Here is a 17,404-nt window from a genome sequence, read left to right as displayed (position 1 = left end):
GGGTCCAGTCCAGACGGTTGAAAACCGTCCGCCACGCTGGCGTGGGAGATCGACCTCGGATAACGTCCGCACGTTCCCGCAACCATTCCTTTTTCTTCCCGACCCCCGGGGGACTGATGACAGCGTTCCACCGCTCGGCCCTGGCCCGTGCCGGCGTCGTGGCCCTGCTCGCGGCCGGTGGCGTGGCCACCGTCGCCGCCCCGGCGCAGGCCGCCGACCAGGCCGACCTGGCCCTGGTGCCGCTCAGCTACGAGCTGGCTCAGGGCGTCAAGGCGGCCAAGGCGAAGCCGTTCAAGTTTCAGGTCGACAACACCCGAAGCACGGTCGACGCCAAGGACGTCCGGGTCACCGTGGACACGAAGGGCCTGAAGAACCGCAAGGTCGGCGTCATCGCGCCGGACGGCTGTGACATCCAGGGCAAGACCGTCACCTGCCTACTCGGTGACCTGCCCGCCGGCACCACCGAGGACTTCGGCATCCCGATCTTCTCGACCGGCGGTCGCGGCGCGGCCGGCACGCTGGTGGTCACCATCAGCTCCGCAACCCAGGACCCCGTCCTCGACGACAACACCGTCGAGCACGACATCACCGTCACCAAGCCGGGTTACGACCTGACGACCTGGGTGCAGGACGTCTACGCCGACGTGACGGTGGACGGCGACGAGGCGGGCGAGTCCGGCCTCAAGCCGGTCAAGCGGGGCGACACCGCGCCGCTGGACTGGGCGGTCTACAACGACGGCAGCAAGAAGGCGACCGGCGTGGCGTACGGGATCACGCTGCCGGCCGGCGTCACCTTCGCCAAGCTGCCGGAGGGCTGCGTCGAGCAGCCGCTGGGCGGGTTCGCCAACGCCTACTGCGAGGACAGCGGCGTCGTGCTGAAGCCCGGGCAGTTCTACACGGGCGACGTCCGGGTGAAGATCGGCGAGGACGTCACCGAGTCGGTGCTCCGGCCCGGATTCGTCTGGGCCGCCGGTCTTGAGGCCACCCAGGGCAGCCCCGAGGAGGAGCCGAAGGACGCTTCCGGCGCGCAGCGCCGGGCGTTCACCGAGACCGACGAGGTGGACAACACCGCGCAGTTCGACGTGTTCGTCGACCTCAGCGCGCAGCCGACCCCGACGCCGACCGTCACGCCGACTCCGACCGCGACTCCGACTCCGGACGGCACGACGACGCCGGGTACGAGCACGTCGCCGACCACGGGCGGCGGTGGTTCCGGCGGCGGTGGGTTGCCGGTCACCGGTGTGCAGGCCGGCCTGATCGGTGGCATCGGTGGTCTGATCCTGCTCGTCGGCGGAGCGCTGCTGGTGCTCTCCCGCCGTCGCAAGGTCGTCCTGGTCGCCCCCGGCGACGAGAAGTCGACCGACTGACACGCAGGCGCGACGCGAGGGCGGGGTGGGCGACCACCCCGCCCTCGCGCGTATCGGCGGCGCCGACCACCGTGGGGTACGCGGACCCAGCGGCCGAGGGCTCGCGCGGGGCTGGCAGAGTGAACGGGGTGAGCCGTACCCCGCAGGGCCAGCGCGCCAGTCTCGACAAGCAACCGCACGAGGTCGCCGCGATGTTCGACGGCGTGGCCGAGCGCTACGACCTGACCAACACCGTGCTCGCCTTCGGGCAGGACCGCTCCTGGCGGCGGGCCACCCGCGCGGCCCTGGGGCTAGGACCGGGTGAGCGGGTGCTGGACGTGGGAGCGGGCACCGGTGTGTCGACCCGCGAGCTGACCCAGTCCGGGGCGTACGCGGTGGGGGCGGACCTGTCGCTGGGCATGCTCCAGGTCGGCAAGCGGGTGCGTCCCAAGGTGCCGTTGCTGGCCGGTGACGCGCTGCGGCTGCCGTTCGCCGACGCGAGCTTCGACGCGGTGACCATCTCCTTCGCCCTGCGGAACGTCAACGACACCGACGCGGCGCTGCGCGAGCTGGCCCGGGTCACCCGGCCCGGCGGCCGGCTGGTGGTGTGTGAGTTCAGCACGCCGGTCAATTCGGTCTTCCGGACGGTGTACCTGTCGTACCTGATGCGGTCGCTGCCGGTGGTGGCCCGCGCGGTGTCGAGCAACCCCGACGCGTACGTCTATCTGGCCGAGTCGGTCCGGGCCTGGCCGGACCAGGCGGCGCTGGCCGGGCGGGTGGCCGCGGCGGGGTGGGGTCGGGTGGCGTGGCGCAACCTGACCGGCGGCGTGGTCGCGCTGCACCGGGCCGTCCGCGCGTAGCACGGCGAGACGGCCGCGCGTAGCACGCGAGACGCTTGCGCGTTTCGGGAATATCCGACTTTAGTCCACTTTGCGCCGTACGCTCGTCCGCATGACCGGAGCAGACCCGGCGAGCCCGGTGGCCGCCACCGACGACGACGCGGCCGAACTCATCACGCAGTTGCGCGCGCTGGCCGGCGCGGACCCGACGGACGTCCGGCAGGTGGTCGCCGAGGTGCTGGCCGCCCTGGACCGTGCGGCGGGCGGCGCGCTACGGGAGCATCTACCGGAGACGATCCGGGTCGACGCCGGCCTGGACGCGCCCAGCCCGGCCTGACACTCGGCTGCTGTGGACGGTCGCCGGCTGTCACATCGGCGAGTTAGGTACCCCTGATCCTGCGCAGGTATGACGCCGGTCATACACTCGTCCCGTCTGGCTTGTGAAGCATTTCACGAGCGTGCGGGAGGAGGCGCGAATGACCGCGGTGGAACACGACGCCGATGTCATTGTCGTTGGCGCCGGTCCCGGTGGATCGGCGACTGCGTACCACCTGGCCCGGCACGGCGTACGGGTCCTGGTGTTGGAGAAGACCGAGTTCCCCCGGGAGAAGGTCTGCGGTGACGGACTGACCCCGCGTGCGGTGCGCCAGCTCATCCGGATGGGCGTGGACACCTCGCCCGAGGCCGGCTGGCTGCACAACAAGGGTCTGCGGGTGATCGGCGGCGGCGTACGCCTGGAGCTGGACTGGCCGGAGCTGGCGAGCTTCCCGAACTACGGGCTGGTCCGTACCCGGCTGGACTTCGACGACCTGCTCGCTCAGCGCGCGGTCGCGGCCGGCGCCAAACTGCGGACCAACGTCAACGTGCTGGGCCCGGTGCTCGACGAGGACGGTCGGGTGACCGGCGTTGAGGCGGAGGTGGGGCCCGGCAAGGAGCCCGCCACCTTCCACGCCCCGCTGGTCGTGGCCGCCGACGGTGTCTCCGGTCGGTTCCCGCTCGCGCTCGGGCTGGCCAAGCGGGAGGACCGGCCGATCGGCGTGGCCGTCCGCCGCTACTACCACTCGCCGGCCAAGCACGACGACGACTACCTGGAGTCGTGGTTGGAGCTGCGCAGCAAGGACAGCGGCGACAACCTGCTGCCGGGGTACGGCTGGATCTTCGGGCTCGGCGACGGGCGTGTCAACGTCGGCCTCGGCGTGCTCAACTCGTCGTCCGCGTTCGGCAAGACCAACTACCGCCGGCTGCTCACCGACTGGCTGGCCAACACCCCCGCCGAGTGGGGGATGACCGACGAGACCAACGCGGACGGCCCGATCCTCGGCGCCGCCCTGCCGATGGGCTTCAACCGGGTGCCGCACTACACCCGTGGCGTCCTGCTGGTCGGCGACTCCGGCGGCATGGTCAACCCGTTCAACGGCGAGGGCATCGCGTACGCCATGGAGTCCGGCGAACTGGCCGCGGAGGTCGCGGTGCAGGCGCTCGCGCGTCCGGCCGGACCGGAGCGGGAGCGGGCGCTGATGGCGTACCCGAACGAGCTGAAGGCCCGCCTCGGTGGTTACTACCGCCTCGGTGGCATCTTCGTGAAACTGATCGGCCGTCCGGAGATCATGCGGATCGCCACCAAGCACGGCATGCCCCATCCGACGCTGATGCGTTTCGTCCTCAAGTTGCTGGCCAACCTGACCGACCCCCGAGGTGGGGACGCGATGGACCGGGTCATCAATGCGATGACGAAGGCAGCGCCGGCCGTCTAGTTGGGACGGCATCGGTGCTGGTCACAGCCTCGAAGCCGACAAAGATCGACCCCCGCCGGCAGCCACCGCGAGGGACGTGAATAGTGTGATTTTCGTCAAGCACTGACGGCAGGGAAGGACGAGCAGGAGAAAACGATGTCGCTCTCGCCTTACGCACCGATCATCGGGCTGTTCGCCCTCGCCGCGGCGTTCTCGCTGTTCTCCGTCGGAGCCGCCCGCTTCGCCGGTCCCCGTCGCTACAACAAGGCCAAACTCGAGGCGTACGAGTGCGGCATCGAGCCCAGCCCGCAGCCCGTCGGCGGTGGGCGGTTCCCGATCAAGTTCTACCTGACGGCGATGCTCTTCATCGTCTTCGACATCGAGATCATCTTCCTCTACCCCTGGGCGGTCTCGTTCGACGCTCTGCCGATCTTCGGCTTCGTGGAGATGGTCCTGTTCATCGTCGCGGTCTTCGTTGCGTACGCCTACGTGTGGCGTCGCGGCGGCCTGGACTGGGACTGAGGAAGGAACGTCAGATGGGCATCGAGGAGAAGCTCCCCGCCGGCGTCCTGCTCACCTCGGTGGAGAAGCTGGTCAACTGGTCCCGGAAGTCGTCCGTGTGGGGCGCCACCTTCGGCCTGGCCTGCTGCGCCATCGAGATGATGGCCGCCGGTGGTCCGCACTACGACATGGGCCGCTGGGGCATGGAGGTCTTCCGGGCCTCGCCCCGGCAGGCCGACCTCATGATCGTGGCCGGCCGGGTGAGCCAGAAGATGGCGCCGGTGCTGCGCCAGATCTACGACCAGATGGCCGAGCCCCGCTGGGTGCTCTCGATGGGCGTCTGCGCCAGCAGCGGCGGCATGTTCAACAACTACGCCATCGTGCAGGGCGTCGACCACGTCGTACCCGTCGACATGTACCTGCCCGGCTGCCCGCCCCGGCCGGAGATGCTCATCGACGCGATCCTCAAGCTCCGCGAGAAGATCATGTACGAGCCGCTGGGCCCGAACGGTCGCAAGATGCTGGCGGCCCGCCAGGAGCGCGGCGACGTCCCGGTCGTGCCGTACGGCTCGATGCCGTCCTCCTACCGCAACGACAAGGCCCGGCGTGCCGAGTGGACCCAGGCGGTCCGCGAGGGGCGCGAGGAGCAGTTGCGGATCGAGAACTGGATGAACGCCCAGAACCATCTCCACCCGCAGGCAGGCCCGAAATGACGTCTCCCACGGACAAGACCAACGACGGCGGGGTACCGGTGCCGGTAACGCCGCCCGGCGCCAGCTCGACCGCCCCGGCCGAGTACCCGCCGGCCAGCCCGGCCGGTCGCGGGATGTTCGGCAACCAGGGCACCGGTGACGTGTCCGGCTACGGCGGCCTGGTCCGCCCGCGCCAGCCGATCGAGGAGGCCGCCCGGCCGTACGGCGGGTACTTCGACGAGGTCCGCGACGCGCTGGAGGAGGCGTACCCGGCCTTCGGCGATGCCGTCGAGAAGGTGGTCGTCGACCGCGGCGAGCTGACCCTGCACGTCCGCCCCGAGCGGATCGCCGAGGTCTGCCAGGTGCTGCGCGATGACATGGCGCTGCGGTTCGAGCTGTGCTCCTCGGTGTCCGGGGTGGACTACCTCGGCGCCGACGAGCGCCGGCTGCACGCGGTCTACCTGCTCACCTCGATGACCTACCGGCGTCGGATCCGGCTGGAGGCCGCCGTCTCCGCCGAGTCTCCCCACCTGCCCAGCGTCACCGCCGTCTACCCGACGGCCGACTGGCAGGAGCGGGAGGCGTACGACATGTTCGGCATCGTCTTCGACGGCCACCCCAACCTGACCCGGATCCTCATGCCGGACGACTGGGAGGGCCACCCGCAGCGCAAGGACTACCCGCTCGGTGGTGTGCCCGTCGAGTACAAGGGTGCGGAAATTCCACCGCCGGACCGTAGGAGGTCCTACCAGTGACCACGTCGAACTATGCGACCGAACGCGAGACCACCGAGGGCCGGGTCTTCACCGTCACCGGTGGGGACTGGGACACGGTTGTCTCGGGCACCGACCCGATCAACGACGAGCGCATCGTGGTCAACATGGGGCCGCAGCACCCGTCCACCCACGGGGTGCTCCGTCTGATCCTCGAACTGGAGGGCGAGACGGTCCGCGAGGCCCGCTCGGTCGTCGGCTACCTGCACACGGGCATCGAGAAGAACCTCGAGTACCGCAACTGGGTCCAGGGTTCGACGTTCGTGACGCGGATGGACTACCTCTCCCCGATCTTCAACGAGACGGCGTACGCGCTGGCCGTGGAGAAGCTCCTCGGCATCACCGACGACGTCACCGAGCGGGCCACCACCATCCGCGTGCTGATGATGGAGCTCAACCGGATCTCGTCGCACCTGGTCTGGCTGGCCACCACCGGCATGGAGCTGGGCGCGATCTCGATCATGTTGTACGGCTTCCGCGAGCGGGAGTACATCCTCGACATCTTCGAGACCATCACCGGCCTGCGGATGAACCACGCGTACGTCCGGCCGGGCGGTGTGGCGCAGGACGTGCCGGACGACGCGATCCGCAAGATCCGTGACTTCCTCAAGATGATGCCGAAGAAGCTCAAGGAGTACGAGGACCTGCTCTCCGGCCAGCCCATCTGGACCGAGCGGACGAAGGGCGTCGCGGTGCTGGACGTCACCGGCTGCGTGGCGCTCGGCATCACCGGTCCGGTGCTGCGCTCGGCCGGGCTCGCCTGGGACCTGCGCAAGACCATGCCGTACTGCGGTTACGAGACGTACGAGTTCGACGTGCCGACCCACCCCGACGGCGACGTGTGGGGCCGCTACCAGGTCCGGCTCGCCGAGATCCGTGAGTCGATGAAGCTTGTCGAGCAGGCGCTGGACCGGCTGCGCCCGGGCCCGGTGATGGTCGCCGACCGCAAGATCGCGTGGCCCGCGCAGCTCGCCATCGGCGTCGACGGCATGGGCAACTCGCTGGAGCACGTCGCGAAGATCATGGGTCAGTCGATGGAGTCGCTGATCCACCACTTCAAGCTGGTCACCGAGGGCTTCCGGGTCCCACCCGGCCAGGTGTACGTCGGCATCGAGTCGCCGCGCGGCGAGCTGGGCGTACACGCCGTCTCCGACGGTGGTACCCGGCCCTACCGGGTGCACTACCGGGAGCCGAGCTTCGTCAACCTCCAGGCCCTCCCGGCGATGGCCGAGGGTGGCCTGATCGCCGACGTGATCGCCGGCGGCGCCTCGCTGGATCCCGTGATGGGTGGGTGTGACAGGTGAGCGCGAGGAGTGAGCTTGCGAGCCCCGCAGTCGCGAACGAAGGGCGGCTCTGATGACGGTTTTCACTGACACGACGCGGGAGCGGGCACGCGAGATCATCGCCCGCTACCCGGCGGACCGGTCCCGCTCGGCCCTGCTGCCGCTGCTACACCTGGTCCAGTCCGAGGAGGGGTACGTCTCTCCGGCCGGCGTGACGTTCTGCGCCGAGGTGCTCGGGCTGAACAAGGCCCAGGTCGGCGCGGTCGCCACCTTCTACACCATGTACAAGCGCAAGCCCACCGGCGACTTCCTGGTCAGCGTCTGCACCAACACGATGTGCAACGTGCTGGGCGGCCAGGAGGTCTACGACACCCTCTCCGAGCACCTGGGTGTCGGGCACGACGAGACGACCGCTGACGGCACCATCACGTTGGAACACGCCGAGTGCCTGGCGGCCTGCGACTACGGCCCGGTGATGACCGTCAACTACGACTTCTTCGACGGCGTGGACCCGTCCACGGCGGTCGGTGTGGTCGACGAGCTGCGCGCGGGCGGACGGCCGATGCCGACGCGCGGCGCGCGGCTGTGCACGCTGAAGGAGATGGCGGTGCAGCTCGCCGGTTTCGCCGACGAGCGCGACGGCGCGGTCGCCGACGGCGGGCCGGGCGAGCCGACCCTGCGGGGTCTGCGGTTGGCGCAGGAGCACGGCGTCTCGGTGCCGGGCTTCGACCCGAACACCCCGATCCGCAGCAAGGCCGAGGCCGACAAGGCAGCCGCCGAGGCGAAGGCGAAGGCGGAGGCCGCCAAGCCGGCGCCCGTCGAGGCCACCACCGCGCCGGTCAAGGGCAGCGACGGAGCGGCCACCCCGGCCGCGGCCCCCGCCACCCCGGTCACCAGCGGCGACGGCGCGGCCACCCCCACGGGTACGGCCGGCACCGCCGAGCGGGTCGAGCCGGAGGCGGCCACCGGCAGCACCGCACCGGACGTGAAGGCGCCGGACGACAAGTCGCCGCAGGTGCGTACCGCCGAGACCCGGCAGCCAGACGCGGAGACGGCCGTGCCGGACGCGCCCGGCACGAAGGTGCCGGCGGAGACCTCGCCGCCGGCCCCGCGCGACGCGCAGGCGGCCCAGGCCGCCGGCGCGGCGGCCAACGCCCCGGCCGGCGACGGTAAGCCCGCCGGTGACTCGACCGGCGCGCAGCAGCGCAACCTCACCGAAGCGTCGGCGGACGCGGATGGCACGGACCCCGCCGCCGCGAGCGAAACGGGGGCCCACAAGTGACCACTCCCCGCCCGGAGACGCTGGCCAAGCTGACGCCGGTGCTGACCAAGCGCTGGTTGTCACCGGACGCCTGGCGGATCGGCACCTACGAGCAGCTCGACGGCTACGCCGCGCTGCGCAAGGCCCTCAAGGCCCACCCGGACGACCTGATCCAGCTCATCAAGGACTCCGGGCTGCGCGGTCGTGGCGGCGCCGGCTTCCCCACCGGTCTCAAGTGGGGCTTCATCCCGCAGGGCGACGGCAAGCCGCACTACCTGGTGGTCAACGCCGACGAGGGCGAGCCGGGCACCTGCAAGGACCTCCCGCTGATGACCCACGATCCGCACGCGCTGGTCGAAGGCGTGATCATCGCGTCGTACGCGATCCGGGCCAGCCGCGCCTACATCTACATCCGGGGCGAGGCGGTGCACGCCGCCCGGCGGCTGCGCAACGCCGTCCAGGAGGCGTACGACAAGGGCTACCTGGGTCGCAACATCCTGCGCAGCGGCTTCGACCTGGAACTGGTCGTGCACTCCGGCGCCGGGGCGTACATCTGTGGCGAGGAGACGGCGCTGCTGGACTCGCTGGAGGGGTTCCGGGGGCAGCCCCGGCTGCGCCCGCCGTTCCCGGCCACCCACGGCCTGTACGCGAGCCCGACGGTGGTGAACAACGTCGGCACCATCGCCAGCGTCCCGCCGATCGTGCTCGGTGGGGCCGACTGGTGGAAGTCCATGGGCACCGAGAAGTCCTCCGGCCCGATGATCTACTCGCTCTCCGGGCGGATCAACAACCCGGGCCAGTTCGAGTGCTCGATGGGTGTCACGCTGCGCGAGCTGCTGGAACTTGCCGGCGGCATGCAGCCCGGTCACAACCTGCGGTTCTGGACCCCGGGTGGATCGTCGACCCCGCTGCTCGCCGCCGAGCACCTGGACGTGCCGCTGGACTTCGAGGGCGTGGCGGCGGCCGGCTCGATCCTGGGCACCACGGCCACGCAGATCTTCTCCGACCAGGACTGCCCGGTCTACGCGACGTACCGGTGGCTGGAGTTCTACCACCACGAGTCGTGCGGCAAGTGCACCCCGTGCCGGGAGGGCAACTACTGGATGGTCCGGGTCTACCGGCGGATCCTCTCCGGCCAGGGCACCCACGAGGACCTGGACACCCTCCTGGACACCTGCGACAACATCCTCGGCCGCTCGTTCTGCGGCCTGGGTGACGGCGCTACCAGCTCGGTGACCTCGTCCCTGAAGTACTTCAAGCAGGACTACCTCGACTACATCGAGGGTCGTAAAGCTCCCATGCTGTCGGAGAAGACCCTGGTAGGGGCGCACTGATGACCGACGTAGCCAAGCAGACCGAAACCGTCACCCTCACCATCGACGGCGTCGAGGTCACCGCCCCGAAGGGGGCGCTGCTGATCCGGGTCGCCGAGCAGATGGGCACCGAGATCCCCCGGTTCTGCGACCACCCGCTGCTGGCCCCGGCCGGCGCGTGCCGACAGTGCCTGGTCGAGGTGGAGGGGCAGCGCAAGCCGGTCGCCTCCTGCACCCAGACCGTCGCCGACGGCATGGTCGTCCGGACCCAGCTCACCTCCCCGGTCGCTCAGAAGGCGCAGGAGGGGGTGATGGAGCTGCTGCTGCTCAACCACCCGCTCGACTGCCCGATGTGCGACAAGGGCGGCGAGTGCCCCCTGCAGAACCAGGCGATGTCCACCGGCCGCACCGACTCGCGCTTCCACGAGCACAAGCGCGAGTACGAGAAGCCGATGGCGATCAGCAGCCAGGTGCTGCTGGACCGCGAGCGCTGCGTGCTCTGCCAGCGCTGCACCCGGTTCTCCGAGGAGATCGCCGGCGACAAGTTCATCGACCTGATGGGCCGGTCGTCCGCCGAGGAAATCAACATCTACCGGGACGACGCTTACGGCGAGCAGGGCGACGCCGGGGACGTCCCGTTCAACTCCTACTTCTCCGGCAACACCGTGCAGATCTGCCCGGTGGGCGCGCTGACCGGCGCGCAGTACCGGTTCCGGGCCCGCCCGTTCGACCTGGTGTCCAGCCCAAGCGTCTGCGAGCACTGCTCGGCGGGCTGCGGGCAGCGCACCGACTGGCGGCGCGGCAAGGTGCTGCGCCGGCTCGCCGGTGACGAGCCGGCCGTGAACGAGGAGTGGAACTGCGACAAGGGTCGGTGGGGTTTCCAGTACACCCGGGCCGCCGACCGCCTGACCAACCCGCTGGTCCGCGACGAGCACACCGGTGAGCTGCGGGAGGCGTCCTGGAGTGAGGCGCTGACCCGGGCCGCCGAGGGGCTGCACGCGGCCCGCGAGGGCGGCCAGGGCACGGCGGTGCTCACCGGCGGTCGGCTGACCGTCGAGGACGCCTACGCGTACGCGAAGTTCGCCCGGGTCGCGCTGAACACCAACGACATCGACTTCCGGGCCCGGCCGGTCTCGCGCGAGGAGGCCGACTTCCTGGCCAGCTCGGTCGCCGGGGTCACCGACGTCACCTACACCGACGTGGAGAACGCGCCGGCCGTGGTGCTGGTGGGCCTGGAGCCGGAGGAGGAGTGCCCGATCCTCTTCCTGCGACTGCGCAAGGCGTACCTCAAGAAGACCCTGACGGTGTACGCGCTGGCGCCGTTCGCCACCCGCGGCCTGGAGAAGCTCGGCGCCAAGCTGGCCCGGGTCGTGCCGGGCGAGGAGGCGAGCGTGCTCGCCGAGCACGCCACCGTCACCGAGGCGCTCAGCGCGCCGGGCGCGATCCTGATCGTGGGTGAGCGGCTGGCCGGTGTGCCGGGCGGGCTCTCCGCCGCGGCGGACGTGGCCCGGCGTACCGGTGCGAAGCTGGCCTGGGTGCCGCGGCGCGCGGGTGACCGCGGCGCGGTCGACGCGGGCTGCCTGCCCAACCTGCTCCCCGGGGGCCGGCTGGTCACCGAGCCGGCCGCGCGGGCCGAGCTGGGCGAGGCGTGGGACATTCCGGCCGGGGTGATCCCCAGCCAGGCCGGTCGGGACACCGACGGCATCCTGGCGGCGGCGGCCAACGGACAGCTCGGCGCGCTGCTGGTCGGCGGCGTCGATCCGGCCGACCTGGCCGACCCGCGGCTGGCCGAGGCCGCGCTGGACGCGGTGCCGTTCCTGGTCAGCCTGGAACTGCGCGCCAGCGCGGTGACCCGGCGGGCCGACGTGGTGCTGCCGGTCGCCCCGGTGGTCGAGAAGGCCGGCAGCTTCCTCGACTGGGAGGGCCGGCTGCGTCCGTTCGAGGCGGTGCTGAACACCGCCGCGATGACCGACGGGCGGGTGCTCGACGCGCTGGCCGCGCTCCTCGACGTCCGCCTGGGCACCGCCGACGTGCCGAGTGTCCGCCGCGAGCTGGGTTCGCTGCCGGCCACGCGCATGACCCGGCCGTCCGCGCCGTCGGTGTCGCCGGGCACGGTGCCGCACCCGGGCGCCGGGGAGGCCGTGCTGGCGACCTGGCACCAGCTCGTCGACAACGGCACCCTGACCGAGGGCGACGAGAACCTCGCCGGGACCGCCCGCCCGCCGGTGGTCCGGCTGGGCAAGGGCACCGCCGAGGCGCTCGGTGTCGCCGACGGTGACGCGGTCACGGTCGGTACCGACCGGGGGGCGCTGACCCTGCCGGCGGAGATCACCGAGATGCCGGATGGCGTGGTCTGGCTGCCCACGAACTCACCCGGTTCGACCGTGCGACGCAGCCTCGGGGCGACGTCCGGCACGGTCGTCCGGATCTCCGTCCCCGCATCGGGTACGGCCATCCCGGCCGGACGGGTAGCGGCCGACGAGACCATCCTCAGTTCTGGGGGTAACCAGTGAACTCGATCGTCCTGGCTCAGGACCCGACGCTTGCCGACTTCGGTCGGGATCCGTGGTGGCTGGTTCTCGGCAAGATTGTCTTCGCCTTCGCGTTCGGTCTGCTGGCCACCCTGCTCGGTGTCTGGTTCGAACGGCGCGTGGTCGGTTACATGCAGGTGCGGCCCGGCCCGAACCAGGTCGGCCCGCTGGGCCTGTTGCAGACCCTCGCCGACGGCCTGAAGATGGCCTTCAAGGAGGACATCCTCCCGAAGGCGGCCGACAAGGTCGTCTACTTCTTCGCACCGACGATCTCGGTGATCTGCGCGGTCACCGCGCTGTCGGTGGTGCCGTTCGGCCCGATGGTGAGCATCTTCGGCCACCACACGCCGTTGCAGGTCACCGACGTGCCGGTGGCCGTGCTCCTGCTGCTGGCCTGCTCCTCCATGGGCGTCTACGGCATCGTGCTGGGCGGCTGGGCCTCCGGCTCGACGTACCCGCTGCTCGGCGGTCTCCGGTCGAGCGCCCAGATGATCTCGTACGAGGTCGCGATGGGTCTGAGCATCGTGGCGGTCTTCATGACCGCCGGCACGATGAGCACCAGCGGGATCGTCGCCGCACAGGGTGACGCCACCCGGCTGACCATCTTCGGCACCGAGATCCCGGCCCCGGGCTGGTACGCGATCCTGCTGCTGCCCAGCTTCGTCATCTTCTTCATCGCCACGGTGGGTGAGACCAACCGGGCGCCGTTCGACCTCCCCGAGGCCGAGTCCGAGCTGGTCGCCGGCTTCATGACCGAGTACAGCTCGCTGAAGTTCGCGCTCTTCATGCTCAGCGAGTACGTCGCGATGGTGACCATGTCCGCGGTCACCACCACGCTGTTCCTCGGCGGCTGGCGGGCACCCTGGCCGATCACGCTATGGGAGGGCGCCAACTCCGGTTGGTGGCCGATGCTCTGGTTCTTCGGCAAGGTGATCGCGCTGGTGTTCGTCTTCGTGTGGCTGCGCGGCACGCTGCCCCGACTGCGCTACGACCAGTTCATGCGCTTCGGCTGGAAGGTGCTGCTGCCGATCAACCTGGTCTGGATCCTGGTCCTGTCGGGCCTGCGCTCGATCGAGGACTGGGACACGCGCGGCAAGGTCATCGCCGTCAGTATCCCGGCCGGCATCCTGCTGCTCGCCACGCTCTTCTGGCCGAGCCGCAAGCCGCAGCCGAAGCCGACCACGCAGGAGCAGGTCGACAGCCGGCCGTACGGGAGCTTCCCGCTGCCGCCGATGGATCTACAGGTACCACCGAGCCCGCGTATCACGCGCGTGGTCGCCGAGCGGGAGCCGGCCAACATCGTCGCCGGCTCGGACTCCAGGGAGGTGTGACGTGGGCGCGATCACCGGAACGTTCAAGGGATTCGGTGTCACCTTCTCGCACATGTTCAGGAAGGTCGTCACGACCGACTATCCGTTCAAGCCGCCGGTGTCGGCGCCGCGCTACCACGGGCGGCACATCCTCAACCGGCACCCGGACGGCCTGGAGAAGTGCATCGGCTGCGAGCTGTGCGCCTGGGCCTGCCCGGCGGACGCGATCTACGTCGAGGGCGGCGACAACACCGACGAGCAGCGCTTCTCGCCGGGTGAGCGGTACGCCAGCACCTACCAGATCAACTACGCCCGCTGCATCTTCTGCGGACTGTGCATCGAGGCCTGCCCGACCCGTTCGCTGACCATGAGCAACGAGTACGAGCTGGCCCGGGACAACCGGCAGGACCTGATCTTCACCAAGGAGCAGTTGCTCGCCCCGCTGTTGGAGGGCATGGAGCAGCCTCCGCACCCGATGCGGCTGGGTGACAGCGAGAAGGACTACTACGTCGGCGCGCTGGACAACCCGGGCACCTCCGCCGGTGCCGAGACGTCGCCGATGGGCCCCGGCCGCTACCAGGTCGAGGAGCACCCCGGCGTGACGTTCCCGGGCGCCGAGCAGGCCGCCCAGCGTGCGGCGGTCGGCAAGGGAGAGAACGCATGACCACGTCTACGGTGCTCGCCGCGGCGGGCGGGGTGTCCGGCGGCGAGCAGGTCACCTTCTGGATCCTCGCGCCGCTCGCGCTGATCGGCGCGATCGGGATGGTGGCGGCCCGCAACGCGGTGCACTCGGCGCTCTGGCTGGTGCTGACCATGCTCTGCCTGGGCGTGTTCTACGTGCTCCAGGCCGGGCCGTTCATCGGCATGGTGCAGATCATCGTCTACACCGGCGCGATCATGATGCTCTTCCTGTTCGTGCTGATGCTGGTCGGTCGGGACGCGTCCGACTCGCTGATCGAGACCCTGCGCGGTCAGCGAGTCGCCGCGATCGTGCTGGGGCTGGGCTTCGCCGGCCTCGTCGGCAGCGCCCTCTACGGGGCCGTCGAGGGCTCCACCGCGGTCGGTCTGGACGAGGCCAACGCGGAGGGGAACGTGCAGGGCATCGCCCGGCTGCTCTTCACGAAGTACGTCTTCGCGTTCGAGCTGACGTCGGCGCTGCTGATCACCGCAGCGGTCGGCGCCATGGTGCTCGCGCACGTCGAGCGGCGCAAGCAGGACAAGATGGACCAGCCGGCGACCATGCGGGCGCGCTTCGCGCCGGGCAACTACCCGGGCCCCAAGCCGGGCCCCGGCGTCTTCGCGACCTCCTCCTCGGTGGCCACCCCGGCGCGACTGCCGGACGGCCGGCTCACCGAGCGGAGCACGCCGGACATCCTGCCGGTGCGTGAGCTGACCGCGCAGGAGACCACCTTGAAGGGGACGGATCAGCGGTGAGCGCGAGGAGTGCAGCGAAGCGGAGCCCCGCAGTCGCGAACGAAAGGCAGGCCCGGTGAGCGCGAGGAGTGCAGCGAAGCGGAGCCCCGCAATCGCGAACGAAAGGCAGGCCCGGCCATGACTCCCGACTACTACCTGGTGCTGGCCGCGGTGCTGTTCACCATCGGCGCAGCCGGGGTGCTCGTCCGGCGCAACGCGCTCGTGCTGTTCATGTGTGTCGAGCTGATGCTCAACGCGGCCAACCTGACGCTGGTCACCTTCAGCCGGATCAACGGTGACCTCAACGGCCAGATCATGGCGTTCTTCGTGATGGTGGTGGCCGCCGCCGAGGTCGTGGTCGGCCTCGCGATCATCATGGCCATCTTCCGGACGCGACGCTCGGCGAGCGTCGACGACGCCAACCTGCTGAAGTACTAAAGGGGTCCACCGGTGGAAGAGACTGTGGAATACGCCCAGGCCACGGGGCTGCTCGGGGGCGTCTGGCTGCTGGTGGCGATCCCGCTGGTCAGCGCGGCCATCCTGCTGCTGCTCGGCCGGCGGGCCGACCGCTGGGGGCACTGGTTGGGCGTCGCGGCCATCGGCGCCGCGTTCGTGCTCGGGCTGGCGTCCTTCTTTCAGCTTCGGGGCCTGGAGAACAAGTCCGTCGAGCTGAGCCTGTGGGACTTCATCGCGGTCGGTAACCTGCGGGTCGACTTCGGCCTGCTGTTCGACCCGCTGGCCGCCGTCTTCGTGCTCCTCATCACCGGCGTCGGCTTCCTGATCCACCTGTACGCCGTCGAGTACATGGCGCACGACGAGGGTCGCCGCCGGTTCTTCGCGTACTTCAACCTGTTCGTCGCCGCCATGCTGCTGCTGGTGCTCGGCAACAACTACGTGATGCTCTACTTCGGCTGGGAGGGCGTCGGTCTGGCATCGTACCTGCTGATCTCCTTCTGGTACGGGCGACCGAGCGCCGCGACGGCCGGCAAGAAGGCGTTCCTGATGAACCGGGTCGGTGACACCGGCCTCGCCATCGGCATCTTCATCATGTTCGCGACCCTGGGCACCACCCAGTACGACGAGGTCTTCAACGGCGTCGGCTCACTGACCGGCACCACCGTGCTGGTCCTCGGCCTGTTGCTGCTGCTCGGCGCGGCCGGTAAGTCCGGCCAGTTCCCGTTGCAGGCATGGCTGCCGGACGCGATGGAGGGCCCCACCCCGGTGTCGGCGCTCATCCACGCCGCCACCATGGTCACCGCCGGCGTCTACCTGATCGCCCGCTCCAACCCGATCTTCTCGGCGAACTCGACGCTCCAGCTGGTGGTGGTCAGCGTCGGCGCGCTCACCCTGCTGATGGGCTGCATCATCGGCGCGGCCAAGGACGACATCAAGCGGGTACTCGCCTGGTCGACGGTGAGCCAGATCGGCTACATGTTCCTCGGCGTCGGTCTCGGCGGCGGGGCCTACGCGCTGGCCATCGTGCACCTGCTGGCGCACGGCTTCTTCAAGGCCAACATGTTCCTGGGCGCCGGCTCGGTCATGCACGGCATGAAGGACCAGGTGGACATCCGCCGCTTCGGTGGGCTGTCGTCGTACATGAAGGTCACCTGGTTGACGTTCATGATGGGCTGGCTGGCCATCATCGGCATGTTCCCGTTCTCCGGCTTCTTCTCCAAGGAGCCGATCATCGTGGCCGCCTTCGAGCGGGAGGACTGGACCGCCTGGCTCTACGGCGGTGCCGCGCTGCTCGGTGCGGGCCTGACCGCGTTCTACATGACGCGGCTGTTCGTGCTCACCTTCCACGGCCCGAAGCGGTGGACCGAGGACATCGAGCACCCGCACGAGTCGCCGAAGCTGATGACCATTCCGCTGATCCTGCTGGCGATCGGCTCGGTCGGCGCTGGCTTCCTGCTCTCCACCTCGGTACCGGACTGGCTGACGTCCACCGCCGGTCTGGGCGGCGAGCACGCGGAGCACGAGCCGGTCCTCTCGCACCTCGTGATCACCACGCTGTCGCTGCTGGTCACCGTGCTCGGCGCCGGCCTGGCCTGGTTCCTGTTCCGGGCCGGCACGGCCACCGCGCCGCAGCCGGCCGGGATCCTGGTCACCGCCGCCCGACGCAACCTCTACACCGACGCCGTCAACGAGGCGGTCTTCGAGAAGCCGGGCATCTTCCTCACCCGGGCGCTGGTCTTCCTCGACAACCGGGGCATCGACGGTCTCGTCAACGGGCTCGCCGCCGCCGTCGGCGGTGGTTCGGGTCGGCTCCGGCGGATGCAGACCGGCTTCGTCCGCTCGTACGCCACCTCGATCCTGGCCGGCGCGCTGCTGGTGATGGCGGCGTTCCTCGCGGTGCAGGCGGGGTGGTTGGCATGACCGACCCGAAGACGCCCGCCCCCGCCGGCGGAC

16 protein-coding genes are annotated in these 17,404 nt (G+C 70.2%); all 16 read left to right on the top strand.

The window, feature by feature from the left end; translation table 11 throughout:
* The first annotated feature begins 116 nt into the window (after window positions 1-116).
* Window positions 117-1,367, top strand: coding sequence for an LPXTG cell wall anchor domain-containing protein (locus tag ACLQ25_RS03780; protein WP_425729062.1), 1,251 nt, complete (start codon window positions 117-119; stop codon window positions 1,365-1,367).
* A 128-nt stretch (window positions 1,368-1,495) separates the two neighbouring features.
* Window positions 1,496-2,206 carry a demethylmenaquinone methyltransferase gene (locus tag ACLQ25_RS03775; protein WP_425729060.1) on the top strand — a complete coding sequence of 237 codons (711 nt, stop codon included), beginning with the start codon at window positions 1,496-1,498 and terminating at the stop codon, window positions 2,204-2,206.
* 91 nt (window positions 2,207-2,297) lie between these two features.
* Window positions 2,298-2,522 carry a hypothetical protein gene (locus tag ACLQ25_RS03770; protein WP_357123511.1) on the top strand — a complete coding sequence of 75 codons (225 nt, stop codon included), beginning with the start codon at window positions 2,298-2,300 and terminating at the stop codon, window positions 2,520-2,522.
* A 139-nt stretch (window positions 2,523-2,661) separates the two neighbouring features.
* Window positions 2,662-3,939, top strand: coding sequence for a geranylgeranyl reductase family protein (locus tag ACLQ25_RS03765; protein WP_425729058.1), 1,278 nt, complete (start codon window positions 2,662-2,664; stop codon window positions 3,937-3,939).
* Window positions 3,940-4,074: 135 nt separating this feature from the next.
* Window positions 4,075-4,440 carry an NADH-quinone oxidoreductase subunit A gene (locus ACLQ25_RS03760; RefSeq protein ID WP_007454588.1) on the top strand — a complete coding sequence of 122 codons (366 nt, stop codon included), beginning with the start codon at window positions 4,075-4,077 and terminating at the stop codon, window positions 4,438-4,440.
* 14 nt (window positions 4,441-4,454) lie between these two features.
* Complete coding sequence (locus tag ACLQ25_RS03755) at window positions 4,455-5,132, top strand: NuoB/complex I 20 kDa subunit family protein (protein WP_007454590.1); 678 nt, start codon at window positions 4,455-4,457, stop codon at window positions 5,130-5,132.
* Entirely contained in the window at window positions 5,129-5,866 is a 738-nt protein-coding gene (locus tag ACLQ25_RS03750; protein ID WP_425729055.1) for an NADH-quinone oxidoreductase subunit C, read from the top strand. Before ACLQ25_RS03755 ends, ACLQ25_RS03750 begins: the two co-directional genes overlap by 4 nt.
* On the top strand, window positions 5,863-7,188 hold the full coding sequence (locus ACLQ25_RS03745) for an NADH-quinone oxidoreductase subunit D (protein WP_357175883.1): 1,326 nt from the start codon (window positions 5,863-5,865) through the stop codon (window positions 7,186-7,188). The genes ACLQ25_RS03750 and ACLQ25_RS03745 overlap by 4 nt, the downstream gene beginning before the upstream one ends.
* 52 nt (window positions 7,189-7,240) lie before the next feature.
* Window positions 7,241-8,449 (top strand): NADH-quinone oxidoreductase subunit NuoE, encoded by a 1,209-nt coding sequence (gene nuoE / locus ACLQ25_RS03740; protein ID WP_425729053.1) that lies wholly within the window; start codon window positions 7,241-7,243, stop codon window positions 8,447-8,449.
* A complete protein-coding gene (gene nuoF / locus ACLQ25_RS03735; protein ID WP_425729051.1) occupies window positions 8,446-9,762 on the top strand; it encodes an NADH-quinone oxidoreductase subunit NuoF in 1,317 nt (438 codons plus the stop codon). The genes nuoE and nuoF overlap by 4 nt, the downstream gene beginning before the upstream one ends.
* Window positions 9,762-12,254, top strand: coding sequence for an NADH-quinone oxidoreductase subunit G (locus tag ACLQ25_RS03730; RefSeq protein WP_425729049.1), 2,493 nt, complete (start codon window positions 9,762-9,764; stop codon window positions 12,252-12,254). Before nuoF ends, ACLQ25_RS03730 begins: the two co-directional genes overlap by 1 nt.
* On the top strand, window positions 12,251-13,603 hold the full coding sequence (nuoH, locus tag ACLQ25_RS03725; protein ID WP_355048267.1) for an NADH-quinone oxidoreductase subunit NuoH: 1,353 nt from the start codon (window positions 12,251-12,253) through the stop codon (window positions 13,601-13,603). The genes ACLQ25_RS03730 and nuoH overlap by 4 nt, the downstream gene beginning before the upstream one ends.
* 1 nt (window position 13,604) lies before the next feature.
* Window positions 13,605-14,246: an NADH-quinone oxidoreductase subunit NuoI gene (gene nuoI / locus ACLQ25_RS03720; protein WP_355048266.1), complete on the top strand. Its 642-nt coding sequence runs from the start codon at window positions 13,605-13,607 to the stop codon at window positions 14,244-14,246.
* Window positions 14,243-15,016: an NADH-quinone oxidoreductase subunit J gene (locus ACLQ25_RS03715; protein ID WP_425729046.1), complete on the top strand. Its 774-nt coding sequence runs from the start codon at window positions 14,243-14,245 to the stop codon at window positions 15,014-15,016. The genes nuoI and ACLQ25_RS03715 overlap by 4 nt, the downstream gene beginning before the upstream one ends.
* A 117-nt stretch (window positions 15,017-15,133) precedes the next feature.
* Window positions 15,134-15,433, top strand: coding sequence for an NADH-quinone oxidoreductase subunit NuoK (gene nuoK, locus ACLQ25_RS03710; RefSeq protein WP_355048264.1), 300 nt, complete (start codon window positions 15,134-15,136; stop codon window positions 15,431-15,433).
* Window positions 15,434-15,445: 12 nt separating this feature from the next.
* Window positions 15,446-17,371, top strand: coding sequence for an NADH-quinone oxidoreductase subunit L (nuoL, locus tag ACLQ25_RS03705; RefSeq protein WP_425729044.1), 1,926 nt, complete (start codon window positions 15,446-15,448; stop codon window positions 17,369-17,371).
* The last annotated feature ends 33 nt before the right edge of the window (window positions 17,372-17,404 follow it).

It is taken from the genome of Micromonospora sp. DT44 (assembly GCF_049841635.1).
Classification (GTDB): Bacteria; Actinomycetota; Actinomycetes; order Mycobacteriales; family Micromonosporaceae; genus Micromonospora.
Note: the sequence above shows the minus strand (reverse complement) of the source record. Positions and strands in the feature narration are given on the sequence as shown.